Source organism: Parabacteroides leei (assembly GCF_023369805.1).
Lineage (GTDB): Bacteria > Bacteroidota > Bacteroidia > Bacteroidales > Tannerellaceae > Parabacteroides > Parabacteroides leei.
Genome location: NZ_JAMBQG010000006.1, coordinates 37,164 through 50,956, shown reverse-complemented (window position 1 = coordinate 50,956; position 13,793 = coordinate 37,164). Strand labels below are relative to the sequence as shown.

The 13,793-nt window shown below is 50.7% G+C and carries 10 protein-coding genes; 7 read left to right on the top strand and 3 right to left on the bottom strand.

The window, feature by feature from the left end:
* The first annotated feature begins 2 nt into the window (after window positions 1-2).
* The gene (locus M1P97_RS10510) at window positions 3-497 is read left to right on the top strand and encodes a GAF domain-containing protein (RefSeq protein WP_195375177.1); all 495 of its coding nucleotides are present in this window, start codon (window positions 3-5) and stop codon (window positions 495-497) included.
* Between the two features lie 45 nt (window positions 498-542).
* On the opposite strand, the gene M1P97_RS10505 is transcribed toward M1P97_RS10510, so the two are convergent.
* Window positions 543-6,095 (bottom strand): alpha-2-macroglobulin family protein, encoded by a 5,553-nt coding sequence (locus M1P97_RS10505; protein ID WP_249389048.1) that lies wholly within the window; start codon window positions 6,093-6,095, stop codon window positions 543-545.
* Window positions 6,096-6,226: 131 nt separating this feature from the next.
* Here M1P97_RS10505 and M1P97_RS10500 point away from each other — a divergent pair, with 131 nt between their 5' ends.
* Window positions 6,227-6,448, top strand: a complete 222-nt coding sequence (locus M1P97_RS10500; protein ID WP_249389047.1) for a hypothetical protein — start codon at window positions 6,227-6,229, stop codon at window positions 6,446-6,448.
* Window positions 6,449-6,517: 69 nt separating this feature from the next.
* Entirely contained in the window at window positions 6,518-8,902 is a 2,385-nt protein-coding gene (locus M1P97_RS10495; protein WP_394803903.1) for a penicillin-binding protein 1C, read from the top strand.
* On the opposite strand, the gene M1P97_RS10490 is transcribed toward M1P97_RS10495, so the two are convergent.
* Together M1P97_RS10490 and M1P97_RS10485 are read right to left on the bottom strand one after the other, a co-directional pair.
* Window positions 8,886-8,984 carry a smalltalk protein gene (locus M1P97_RS10490; RefSeq protein ID WP_195375182.1) on the bottom strand — a complete coding sequence of 33 codons (99 nt, stop codon included), beginning with the start codon at window positions 8,982-8,984 and terminating at the stop codon, window positions 8,886-8,888. The two genes, M1P97_RS10495 and M1P97_RS10490, sit on opposite strands and share 17 nt — an antisense overlap.
* 42 nt (window positions 8,985-9,026) lie before the next feature.
* Complete coding sequence (locus M1P97_RS10485) at window positions 9,027-9,464, bottom strand: HU family DNA-binding protein (RefSeq protein WP_195375197.1); 438 nt, start codon at window positions 9,462-9,464, stop codon at window positions 9,027-9,029.
* A 411-nt stretch (window positions 9,465-9,875) separates the two neighbouring features.
* On the opposite strand from M1P97_RS10485, the gene M1P97_RS10480 reads away from it, so the two are divergent.
* From M1P97_RS10480 to M1P97_RS10465, 4 genes are all read left to right on the top strand, one after another.
* Window positions 9,876-10,481: a hypothetical protein gene (locus M1P97_RS10480; RefSeq protein ID WP_195375183.1), complete on the top strand. Its 606-nt coding sequence runs from the start codon at window positions 9,876-9,878 to the stop codon at window positions 10,479-10,481.
* 9 nt (window positions 10,482-10,490) lie between these two features.
* Window positions 10,491-10,949: a hypothetical protein gene (locus tag M1P97_RS10475; RefSeq protein ID WP_195375184.1), complete on the top strand. Its 459-nt coding sequence runs from the start codon at window positions 10,491-10,493 to the stop codon at window positions 10,947-10,949.
* Between the two features lie 115 nt (window positions 10,950-11,064).
* Window positions 11,065-13,374, top strand: a complete 2,310-nt coding sequence (locus M1P97_RS10470; RefSeq protein ID WP_249389045.1) for a BT4734/BF3469 family protein — start codon at window positions 11,065-11,067, stop codon at window positions 13,372-13,374.
* The gene (locus M1P97_RS10465) at window positions 13,365-13,778 is read left to right on the top strand and encodes a DUF5675 family protein (RefSeq protein ID WP_249389044.1); all 414 of its coding nucleotides are present in this window, start codon (window positions 13,365-13,367) and stop codon (window positions 13,776-13,778) included. Before M1P97_RS10470 ends, M1P97_RS10465 begins: the two co-directional genes overlap by 10 nt.
* Window positions 13,779-13,793 lie beyond the last annotated feature (15 nt).

The window sequence follows — 13,793 nt, the reverse complement described above, 5'->3', positions numbered from 1 at the left end:
AGATGGCAGAAAACTTGATCGTAAGCAATGGAAATAAAGAGCAGCAATACCAGACGCTGCTCCCGCAGATAGAGTCGTTACTGGCCGGCGAAACGGATGTTATTGCCAACATGGCCAATATCGCGGCAGCCCTGAAACAGACATTCGGTTTCTTCTGGGTGGGTTTTTACAGGGTAAAAGAAGATATATTGGTACTCTCACCTTTCCAGGGGCCACTGGCCTGCACACGTATCCGCATCGGAAAAGGCGTTTGCGGTACGGCATGGAAAGAGGCACGTACACTGGTTGTACCGGATGTAGAGCTGTTTCCCGGTCATATCGCCTGCAACTCCGCCTCCAAGTCGGAGATCGTGGTGCCTATTATCCATGATGGCAAAGCGGTCGGCGTACTCGACATCGACAGCGATACGTTGAACAGTTTCGATGAAACGGATGCCTTCTATCTGGAAGCTATATGCCAAAGACTTGCGGCTACCTATCCGGCTAACACAAAATAAGGGAGAAACTAATGCATTCCTCCCTACTTAACAGTTAGTTTATGCCTACTCAACGACAACCTCTTTCCCTTCCGTATTCGCCCGGATCAGATTATCATACATCGCTTCACAATAGACCGGCGGCAGATAGAACCGTCCCGGATAGACGGCACAAAGGTTGATCTTTACCGTCACCTGGCGACCGGAAGGCAGCTGATCGATATAACTATACACCTTGTCATCGCGGATATCCTGATAGTTGATACCGGCTGTCTTGCTGTCGGCTGCCCCTTCACCCAGGAAGCGGGTATTGAGGATTTCCCAGCCGGCTGGGAAGATCTCCGTCAACACCAGGTTGTTGTAACCACGTGCAGACGGGTTCTTTACGGTGACTACGCAGGCGAAGTTCGTTCCCTGCGGCAGCTTGGTGATATCTACCGCACGCCCCTCCTGATCGGTATAGCTGACTGCCATCGACAGGCCGTTGGCATAGGCTTCCTCCTTGCCTTGTGCCGGAACGCCTTCGGTGATGACACGGGCGAACAAGGTAGACTTGCCCGTATTCTTCAATTCTACGGAAGCAGAAGCTGCGGCCTTATCGAGCAAGACTTCCGTCCAGATATTTTTGGAAGTGCTTACCTTCTCGGTCGTTCCGCCACAGGCATAGGTAAAGTCCATCGTGCCGGACACCTTATATTTACTCATGTATTCGGAAATAGAAACAAGGGCAAAGGCCGTCGACTGTGTACTCAGCCAGTCGTCCGACGAAAGCACTTTCGAGATATCGCGGGTCAGTATGGCAGCCTCTTTGCCATCGCCCAATAAGGTCAGCGTCATCAGCCGGATGGCTTGATCGCGCAAGTCGCTACCGAAAGTCAGGTCGTAACCGGAATAATCCGTTTTCACTTCCGTTGTTTTCTCTATCAAACCTTTCGCCACATCGGTACGGCCCACCAACGCATAGGCGGAAGCCAATAGCCAACGACTCATCGGAGCCAGCGATTTGTTTTCCTTCAGACGGTTCATCGCCCCTACTTCGGGCACCTGCCCCAAGGCCAATACATATAAACGATAAGCCTGTGTCATTTCTTCCGAACGGGAATAGTAAGAGCTTACCGGCTTCCAGTCGCGGGCAACACGGCGCAGGTTATTCAAAACATTACGCTTCATCCCGTCGGGAACCAGGTATCCTTTCGCTTCGGCCGACAACAGGAAGTGGGTGGCATAGACTGTCCCCCATCCGTTGCTGCTCGTACCACCGGGCCAGTAAGAGAATGCTCCATCTACGGTCTGGTAAGAACGCAGGCGGCGGATCACCTCTTTCACCGCATTTTCGGTCGTATTCTGTTGCTGCTTCGTCAAGGAGGCAAACTCACCTACATAGAGTTGCGGGAAGCCCTTCGATGTGATCTGCTCCACGCACCCGTGCGGATACCCGATCAGGTATGACAGGCGGGAAGAAAGATTCAACGGCGGCACATCCGACATTTCCAGCGACAAGGAGTTGGTACCCCCCATGCCGGGGAGCTTAACGGTTTCTTTCCAGGACTTACCGGCTTCGAGGGTAACAGGCAGTACCTTCACCTGCGGACGGCTGACGGAACGTATCTCGATATCGGTCGTGTAGACAGACTTGTCGCCCTTGCCCGATGCCGTAACAGTCACCCGACCGGCCCCCGGCCTGTCTTTTACCCGAATGCGGAACGAAGCCTGTTTGTCACCTATCTCAGTGAAGTTAAGCTGCCGGGTTGCCGAACCCAGTATCTCCATATTACCGGAACAACTGATTGACACAGTAACGTCACCTACCCCGTTTTCAGTAGCAAAGACGGTGGCCGGTACGACCATCTCCTCTCCTACACCGATCACGCGCGGCAAAGTACCCAATAGCATGACCGGCTTACGTACGAATACGCTCTTGTCGGCATGCCCGTAAGCCTCACCGTTTCCGGCTACGACCATTACTTTGACACGACCGTTATAATTCGGCATCGTATAGATATGACGCTGCTGCTTCCCCTTCCGCAACAGGAACGGGCCTTCGAACCGCACCACCGGTTTGAAACGGTTGACGATGGCTTTCGGCCCTTTGTTCAGGGCATCGTCGCCACCTATACTGAACAGTTGCTCGATACGTCCGCCGTAAGCACCGACCACATAGTTATACATATCCCAGGTACTTACGCCCAATGCTTCACGGGCATTAAAGGCTTTCCAGGGTTCGGGTGTACGGAAGCGGGTAAGGTCGAGCAGACCTTCATCGACGATAGCCAGCGTATAAGCCATTTCGCGACCGTCCTTTTCCGAGACGACCACTTCGTATTTGGCTTCCGGCTTGATCTCGTCGGGCACACTGATCTGCGGATACAGATGGCTTTCGGGAGAAGTCACCGTGAAAGGTACGACGCCGTACATACGGATCGGCAGGTCGTTCTGCGTAAGCCCGTGAGGTTGCAACAACGTGACGTAGACGTATGCATTCGGCTGCATCTCTTTGGTTACATCCAGCTTGATCGTTGTCTGCCGGTCGTCGCAGGTATGTTCGGTAACGGATAGAACCTTCGTCCCATTCTCGATACTGACAACGGCACGGCTTCCTTTGGCGGACGGGATGGTGATAACCAGTTTCTCGCCCGGCTGATAGTTATCCTTATCTGTTTTGAAGCTCAACATATTGGCCGACTCGCTACCATCGGCGTTGCGGCGTCCTTCGTTATACGGCCAGTCGAAATAGCTCATTACTCCGGTGGAGTGTTTGCTTTCCTTATCCTTCACGGAGATAAAATAGGTACCCCATTCCTCGTTGCTGAACGAGAGCCGGAAGGTGCCCCGGCCGTTCTCGCCGGTACGGACGGTAAATTGCTTGACCGGCTTATTATAAGAATCGGATACGTAGTTAGCCAGGCTGCTGTTGTCCGAACTCCACCACCAGTACCAATATACCTTATATACCTGCACATCCAGTTCCGTGTTTGCCTGCGGATTTCCCAGATAGTCGGCCGAAGCGACTTCGTACGTATAATTGCTTCCGGTATTCAACTGTTCACGTGTCTGCTGCGGCGACTTGATACCGGCATAGCGTTTGTAAGGAGAATAAAGCATCCTGTTCGCATCGATACTGAAATCGCCCGACTCTTCATAGACACGGGTCACGAAGTTAGCCATCAACATGCCCGGAGCGGTCGTACCGATCTCGAACCTGGCCTGTACGGTAGCATCCCCCTTGTCGTCGGTCGTACCGGAGATCAGTTTACTTTCTTCACTGTTAAAGACCTTCGACGGATCGTCGAAATAGAAATCCTTATAGCCCTTAAAGGTGGTCGGGGTCGAGATAAAGGTTCCCTGGATATCGTATTTAAGGTTCCTTGCCGTTGCTCCCTGCAACCATTCCACATGCAGTCGTCCGTTCAGAGGTTCGCCCCGCAATATCGTAGGGGCGGTTCGCGAACCGCCCTTACCGATGGACAGGTCTATCTTCAAACGGTTCGGTTTGATCGATTCCACACGCAGACGTTTGGTGAAACTTACACCGCCTACGTTTACATTCACATTCCAGGCTCCGGTCGGTGCATCCGGTTCGGTCGGCATGGCGAAAGAATAAACGCCCAGTTCGCCGCGTGTCTGTGTCTTACGCAGGTAAAGCTGTCCCAACGGATTATAGAGTTCCATCACTACCGGATGGTTGGCGGGGAGTTTCTTTGCCCGGTCGTTCAGCATAAAGCTAAGGAAAAGCGTATCGCCCGGACGCCATACGCCCCGGTCACCGTAGATAAAGCCTTTGATCCCTTTCTGTACCACTTCACCGGATACGTCGAACGAACTTAACGACAATGCCGAACCTCCATCCACACGCAGGTAGGAACGTTGGTAACCCTGCGAGGCTATAATATAGAAAGGTTTACCGGAAGCGATCTTCAGTTTCACTTCTCCTTTGTTGTCGGTCGTACCGGAAGCCAGAACCTGGTTCTGGTAATTATAGATGGAGACATTGACACCGTTTTCGGGAAACGTACTGAGCAGGTTATGTACCAATACCGTCATTTCGTTGTCTTCGCCGGCCATTGCCATCAGTCCCAGGTTGGTGGCCAATACGTTCTTGCCCTCTACCTTATTATAATAGTAGCTGTTCGAACAAGGATCATTCCGTTCGCTGTAGTTGTAATCGTTCCAGTTGAAATCGCCGTTATAATAATAGTAACCGCCATCATCAAAGCGGGAGCTTTCTTCCTTGAACTTGATCTCGTCTTCAGCCAGAAGTTGTTCGCGCGATACTTTTACCGAGTCGTCACAAGGATAGGCCGACAGGTCTTTATTGAAAGAAAGCTCTACCCGGTAGATGGCTCCGGGCTCCGGCTCCATGAGTTTCTTGAGGTCGACGGCATAGGTGTTCCACTGCGAAAGGTCGCTGCCGTCTTCATCCAGGAAGATCGTCTTACGGGCAACCAGACGGCCTACGCGCATCAGGTCGGAAGTCCCGTCCAGGTTGTTCACCTGCAGGAACTGGCCGATATTCTGTTCCAGTATCTTTATCACGCGAACCACCACTCCCCGAAGATAAACGGCCCGGAAAGGTACCAGCAGTTCGGTGGATTGCGGGATGACTACTCCCTGTCCGATAAACTTAACGTCGGGCAAAGAGGTGTTGATCTCGATCTGGCGGGTAACGTCTTCTTTCAGTGTCAGCCCGTTCTTGCTACGGATCTGGCGGGTCAGGTGTACATTCATAACGCCCTTACGCCGGCTGTCGGGATAGAGGCGGAGGCGGTTGCCCTCCACGTTGACCGTCTCGGATGTATTTCCTGCGATGAAAGCCAGTCCCTGCATGTCCTGCGAAACGTCCAGGTCTTTGGTGAACGTCACTTCCACATAACGTTCAGGTTCTGTCACATAGGCCACGTCATATACGTCGAAATCGTTCACATCCGGAATAGGGACGGTAAGCAGTTTGTCTTCCGCCACCCCCGATTTATTGGGAGCCACCGAAAGGGTGAATGTCCGCGTGCCGTCACTGCCGGCTTGTACATTCTGCAAGGTCACCTGATGTTTCTTACCGTCGGGACTGTGCTGCCATACCGCATCCGCTTTCTCCGAGTAGCGCACGAGTGGCTCGACCGTCTCCGGTGTTTCCTTATCCGGAGTAAATAGGGTACAGACTATATCATAACCGTTCTCATTTTTTGCATTGATATCCATCGACTCCAGGTTTGCACGAAGTGCCAGCGGGAAGGTGGAAAATTCAAAGGCGAACTCCTTCTCTTTACCAGTCACGTCGAACCATTCGGAAAGGTTGGCAGTCAGCTTATAGGTTGTATTCCGTTCAAATGCTTTGGTCGGTTTGAATACGATAGTCCGGTTATTCTCAAAAGAAAACTCACCGGCCACCTCGGGCTTTATACGGACAAGCTTACTCAACCCGTCACTATTCAGTTTATCCTGTGCGATATCCTGGTTAAAGATCAGATAGACCGGCGTATACCGGGATATCTTGCCGGAAGTAAATGCTTCCACATGCGGATTAAAAGGCAGCTCCTCCGCCTCTCCCCCGGCACTTTTTGTATTACAACTACTAAACAAGCATAGCAAATAGCATAAACACACCCAATAAAGATACCTTGCCATATTTTATTCAATTAACGGTTACTACTTATTCTTAGCCAATCAGACAATTCACGAATGTACATATTTATTTTTTAAAAGGAATGAGTTATTTGCAAAAAAGGACTACATTTGTAATAACTAAAACAAAATATATGGGAAGAAAAAGAAACAATATTGACCGATCACTGAATGATATTGCTAAAGGTAGAGTATATACGGCAAAAGATATTGATGACTTAATGGATCATCTCGCAAAAAGCACTAACGATCTAGCACTAATCAAGCGAATCAAAGAAGCAGAAAAAGAAATCAGTAACGGGAAAACAACAAAAGTGAAAGACATCAACAATATATGGGAAAGTATCATCCCTTAGGTCATTATGACGATAAATAAAACCCGGATACTATATCCTATCCTATTTTTCTTATCCCTATGGGGCATCATGTTCCTCCTGGTTCCCCGTGTTTTATTTCCCGTTCCCTATTCTACTTTACTTTATTCTTCGGAAGGCAACCTGTTGGGAGCACGTATTGCGCCGGACGGGCAATGGCGGTTTCCGGCTACGGACTCGCTGCCGGAGAAATTCGTCACCTGCCTGACCACCTATGAAGACCGGCATTTCTTCTATCATCCCGGGATCGATGTGACAGCTATCTTGCGTGCCGCCTACCTGAATGCCCGGCATCACCGTGTCGTCAGCGGAGGAAGTACACTGACGATGCAACTGGCACGTATCGCCAGAGGAAACAAAGACCGTACCGTTTATGAGAAAAGTATCGAAATGTGCTGGGCCCTCTTCCTCGAAACGACCCACAGCAAAAAAGAAATACTGGGCCTATACGCCTCCCATGCCCCGTTCGGCGGCAATGTAGTCGGCCTCGAAACAGCCGCCTGGCGTTATTTCGGACGTAGTGCCTCCGACCTGTCCTGGGCGGAAAGCGCCACACTCGCCGTCCTGCCCAACTCGCCCGCGCTGATACATCCGGGGCGAAACCGCAGACAACTGAAAGCGAAACGCGACAACCTCCTGTCCACTCTAAAAGAAAGAGGTATCATCACGGGCACCGAATACGAACTGTCCTGCATGGAACCCCTGCCGGAAGCCCCTGTCCCCCTGCCCGACGAAGCCCCTCACCTGTTGGAACGGCTTGCCGCCCTTACCCCCGGAACACGTATCACGACTTCGGTACATTACTCCCTGCAAAAACAGACACAGGAACTGGTCAACCGTTACGCCCTTGAATATAGTTCCAACCATATCCATAACCTCGCTGCCATCATCGCCGATGTCGAAACCGGCGAAGTGCTGGCCTATGCCGGCAACGCCAGCTTCAAAGCCGACGAGAAACGGGGAAACCAGGTAGATGTCATCACCTCTCCCCGCAGCACGGGAAGTATACTGAAACCCTTCCTCTATGCCGGAATGTTGCATGATGGGCAGATATTGCCTTCCACCCTTGTTTCCGATGTTCCGTTAAATATCAATGGCTTTATGCCGCAAAACTATAATAAGACATTCAACGGGGCCGTCCCCGCCCACCGCGCTATCGAACGTTCGCTGAATGTTCCCCTCGTCCGCATGTTATCGCAATACAACACCGGACGTTTCATGACACTGCTGAAAGCATTGGGAATGACCACCCTCCGCTTTTCGGAAGAACACTACGGGGCCTCCCTGATCCTCGGAGGAGCCGAAGGAACCTTATGGGACCTCACGGGAATGTACGCATCCCTTTCCCGGGTGCTCACGCATTACCGCCTTTACAACGGGCGATATAATCCGGAGGATATCCACCCATTAACTGCCCTGCCACGTACGGGCGGTTCGGGTACGGGCGGTTCGGGTACGGGCGGTTCGGGTACGGGCGGTTCGGGTAAGGGCGGTTCGCGAACCGCCCCTACGGGGGCAATCCAATCGATCGCAGACCCGCGTCTTACCGACAAACCCCTTCTTTCAGCCGCTTCCATCTGGTTCACCTACGAAGCGATGTCCGCCTTGGGCCGTCCGGAAGAGGAAGCCGACTGGCAACAATTCGAATCGATGAAACAGATTGCCTGGAAAACAGGGACCAGCTACGGAGGACGTGATGCCTGGGCCATCGGTACGACTCCCCGTTATGTGGTCGGGGTATGGGTAGGAAACGCATCGGGCGAAGGCCGCCCGGGACTGACCGGTGTAGGCAATGCCGCCCCTGTCTTGTTCGACCTGTTCTCCTTGCTTCCCGGCGGTAGCTGGTTCGACAAGCCGTACGATGAACTGGAAGAGGTAGCCATCTGCCGCAGCAGCGGCCATAAAGCATCACAGATATGCGACCGGGCGGATACCCTGTATATCCCCCGTTCCGGTATTAACACCCCGGTATGCCCTTACCATAAACTGATACATCTCTCGGCCAACGGACGTTTCCGCGTAAACAGCTCCTGCTATCCGGTCGACCGGATGATCGCCCGTCCCTGGTTCGTTCTCCCTCCGTCCCAGGAATATTATTACCGTAATTACCATATCGACTATGTTCCCCTCCCGCCCATCCAACCGGGATGCGAACAAACAAAAAGTTCCGGGCAAATCGAACTGATCTACCCGGAACATAATGCCGTCTTATACCTGCCGAAAGGCTTCTCCGGCAAACGTGAAAAGTTTATCTTCAAAGCCGCCCACGCCCGCGAAGAGGCAACCATCTACTGGCATCTCGACGACACCTACCTCGGCGAAACCACCGGACCTGACCACCAGATCGCCTGCCGGGTCCCGTCCGGCAAACATGTACTTACGCTGATCGATGGTTGGGGCAACCAGCGCAAGATACTGTTTACATGCACGATGTAATTCCCAACGAAGTACCAATAGCCGTCAGAATCGTGATAATGGTTTGAATGACGATTTTCCAAACCTCCTTGTTCTTGCTCATAAACTCAGTTTTTAAGGGTTAGTAATTATTTAATTTTCAATCCTATTCGATGACCGGACGATCATCTTCTTCTTCATCTTTCTTCGCATCGCCCTCGTAAGGCATCAATTCCATAAAATTAACCTTCTTACGAAGTTCCGCATTACTCCACGTTTTCGTGTTTCTTACAATCAGGCGAACGCCTTTGACCTGTGCGGCCGTCCAGTTCTCACGTGTGTCGGCCCCTTCCGACGACATGGAGAGCGAGAACAGCCCGAGGTCGCCGAAGCGCACGTTCCTCCCGTCCAACACCATCTCTTTCAAGCAATCCAACATATCCGTCAACACACCACGGATGACCCCACGCGAATAGGGACTGTTGTGCTCGCTCATGTGGGTAATGAAGTCTTCAAACTCAACCGTACGGTCTGGTGCGGTGCGCCCGTACCATTTGGTTTGTTCTACATAATTGCCTTCCGCGTTTTTAGCGCGGGTCTTCATGCTGACTTTTCTGAATTTTAAAACACCTGTTGCCATAATGCTATTGTTTTTAAAGGGTTAGTGAACTTTATCTACTGCAAATGTACCACCCTTTTCGCCTCTTGCCTAAAAAGAGACAGGGCTAAGGTGTGAAAATCTGTTAACCCATGTTTCCCGGACAAGAAAACTATATTTCGCGGGAAAAAAAACTGTATTTCACTATCTCCCCGCGATGCGCCACACCCCCGGATAGCGTTACGTTACAATTGTTACAATTAAAAATCCGCACCTACAAACAAGAGGAAATATTATTATATATATAATAATATTTTATATAAACAAATTCACAAAAACGTCACAAAAATAATTGTAACAATTGTAACGTAACGCTTTTTTTCATACATTTACCCGGAAACTCAAATCATGATAATTATGGGATCTCAAGTTACCGAACAAACACTATTTGAAAAGCTAGACCAAGTAGCCAGCTCTTTCACAAAAACGGAGAAAGCCCAAACCATAGATGCAATGGATCTGGTTAACAATGTACTAGGAAGCACAAAGGAAGAGGAACATACCTCCTACCTTGAAAAACGTGTGCAAGAGCTGGGAGTACAAAACGAACGTCAAAAAGAAGAAATTTACAGACAAGCGAAACAAATCAATAAACTGGAACAAGCCGTATTGGTGTTTGTGGAGGCAATCAAAAACTTGCGGGCAAATGCAGCTGAAAAAGAGAAAGAAATGACAAAGTTGCAAGAAGAAGTAAAAAATTTACGCAACGATTTCGATACCTGGAAACAGACCGAACGACATTCGCTGGCGGATTGCCTGCCGATATTGGCACGATATCCCGCAACGCAAAATAAGGAAGTCAATAACGTGAAGAATTTCCTTTTTACGCTTTATGAGTACCTGACGCCCGAAGAGCGTGAACAGTTGTCTGCCTTAGGGAGGAAAGAGACAGAAAGCGCGGTACAATTCAACGCTCCCGCGTATGAGGTGAAAGACAACGAAAGGGTCATCATCCACAAATAATCCATCGATATGAAAGAAGATACGCACAAAGGAATTCCCGGCATGTCGTTCAACGCACCGGTGACATTCAATGCCCCGATGTTTGACATACACGACAATACGAACGTGTATATCAATCCGGTTGACAAAGCTGTTGACAGCAGACACCCCGCAGCGGACAATTCCCCAAAGGACAATCCGGCAAAGCCTGATTGTCAATTAAACACGCCCCAGGCACAGGCAGTTCTCTCCCGGTTGACAGACGCGGGGATCCTTGACGAAAGTTTTCAGCCTCTGAATCTGTCCAATACCGAAAAGGGCGTGTTGGCGGGTTTGCTTGCCACGAAGCTGGAGATCCGGAACCTTTGGCAAGTGTTCGGCACGTTATGGGGGATGAAAACCGAAGTCTTGCGCGTGGCCCACAACAAGGCGCAAGACCAGGCAAAGACAATCCGTTTTATTGAAAAAATCAAACTCGTAATCGACTGAAACACAACTAATATACCTACTCCATAGCAACTACGCCGTACCAGCTACGGAGTAGTTTTTTCTTTTTCTTCGATAGTAAATTTGCCCCTGTAAGAAAAAGAAAAAAATTAACGCTATGAGTTTTGGAATTTCGAATAATGTAAGAAGCCGGGTGGTATGCGAATGTACCCCCGAATTGTTCCGAAAAGCGGTCGATTCGCCTGTGGTTTCACAGGTATGTGCCGAGATAACGGATGCCCTGGAAGCCGCAAGGCGGGGTGAAATGTCGAAAGAAGATTTCGATACGTTGAAAGCCGAACGCAAGAAAATGCTTCCGGTCATTACACCGCACGCTACGTTCAGGAACGGGCGACGCTTGAATGCCGACGCCGTGCCGTCGGGCCTTTCCATGTACGACGTAGATCATATCGCCGACCCACAGGGATATTATGACGCACACGTAAAAGGGCGTGAAAAAGAATTGGGAGTAGTACTGGCACACGTCACGCCCAGCACCGAAGGGCTTCGGTTGGTCTTTGCAATTGAAAACGGAGAATTGAAAAATGAAAATTATTCGTTGGAAAAGGCGCAACGCCGAATGTCGGAACAGTTGGGCGACGGCAACTATGACGGGGCGGTGAAAGATCTCGCACGGTGCTCGTTCCTTGTACCTCGCGATTATATCCTTTATCTGGATGAAGCAGGCCTGTTTGCCGAACGCAAAGCGATTCTCATGGACAAAACTAATTTGCCTATGGACAAGAGTATGGACAGGAACATGGACAATAACATGGACAAAGGCATGGACAACTGTCCATTATTCAAAGGAGTTCCGTATCAAAACATCATCACCGAATGGCTTCTCCTTACGGGAGGCGATCCGCAAATAGGGGAACGCAACACCCGTTTGCATCGCCTGGCTTCGCATCTGCGCTATATAGCAGATAATGACGAAAATTTGATGCTCCGGATCATGCCCCGCTACGGACTGTCGGAAGAAGAGATGAAAGGGGTGATCCACTCCGCCTGCACCGCCAAGTTTTACTCCACACCGAAAGAGATGACCGAGGCCGTACGCCTGGCAATTGACAATGCAAAATTGAAAATTGAAAATGAAGACGACACAAAACAATTTTCAATTCTCAATTCTCAATTTTCAATTAACAATGTTCCTCCCGCAATGCCCAAGAAGCTCCCCGCATTGATCAAGCTGCTTTTGAGCCGTACGCCCGAAGTCTATCAGCCGGCCGTGGCACACGCCGTATTCCCGGCATTGGCCGCCCATTTGCACCGGGTTTCTTTCCGCTATATAGACAATGTGGCGCACGAGGCAACCCTGATGAACGTCCTGATGGCAGGTACGGGAGCCGGTAAGGATTGCATCACCGAACCCATCAATCGCATCATGGCAGATATCCGCCGGCGCGATGAGGAAAACTTGCGCCGTGAACGGGAATGGAAAAACGAAATCAATACCAAAGGAGCCAACAAAGACAAGCGGTCGCGCCCCGAAGGATTGATTATCCAGGAAATCGACGCGGACATGACCAACCCGGCCTTCGTGATGCGTACTGCCGAAGCGGACGGTCATTTCCTCTATACCAAGATGAATGAAATCGACCAGTTCGATGCCTTGCGCGGCGGAGGGCGCGGAAACCAGCACTTCCAAATCATGTGCCTCGCTTTCGATCCCGGCAACCGTTACGGACAAACCCGCGTAGGCACCCAGTCGATCACGGAAAAAGTAACCATCCGTTTCAATTGGAATGCCACTACCACCATCGGGAAAGGCAAAAACTACTTCTCGCAGGTATTGACCGACGGCCCTATTTCGCGTATCAACTTTTGTACCATCCCCGAACGGGAAATCGGAGCGGACATGCCGGTGTACGGATTGTATGATGCGGCTTTTGATGAAGCGCTCCGCCCCTACATCGGAAACTTGTGTCGTGCCACAGGACGGATAGATTGTCCCGAAACGTTTCGTTTGGCCAGAAAATTAAGCGAAGCGTGTGCCGACCGGAGCCGACTTTCACAAAGCCGTGTCTACGAAAACCTTAGCTTCCGGGCTACGGTTATCGCATGGCTCAAGGCATGTGTACTCTATGTGGCAGGTGGGCAAAAATGGGACAAAACGATTGAAGAGTTCGCACGATGGAGCCTGGAATACGACCTCTGGTGCAAGATGGAGTTTTTCGGGGCAGACATCGAGCGGGCCATGAAAAAAGAGGAACCTCAGGAGAAAACGCGTTCGGGGCGCATGAACCTCTTGAAGTTGCTTCCCGACGAGTTCACCTTGACAGATGCCGTGCACATGCGCCAAAAGCTGGGAATGGATGCCGGTGGAACACATAATATGCTACGGCAATGGGCGTACCGCCATTACATCACCAAAAATACAACGAATGAAACGACAACATACAAAAAAGACGAAAAATGGAAATGACACTGAAACGCATCGAAAAACAGCCCGATTATACGGTAGGAGAACTTTTCATAAACGGAGTCTATCTATGCGATACACTCGAACCCACCTGGCGCGATATCGGCTGGGGACGTCCGGACCGGAAAGTAGCGGGGCATACTGCCATCCCCGACGGACGTTATCCGGTAGTGGTTACCCAAAGTCCGAAGTTCAAACGATGGCTGCCTCTGCTGCTCCATGTACCCCAGGCAGAAGGTATCCGCATCCATGCAGGAAATAGCGTAGCCGATACCACCGGATGTATCCTTCCGGGCATCTACCGGGGCGCCGGGCGCATCATCGATTCCCGTATTTGGGAACACCGAATCATACGCCGGCTTACCGAACGCCCGGAAGGAGAAGCGGTGTGGATTAATATTGACTGACTATCATGCGGCCCC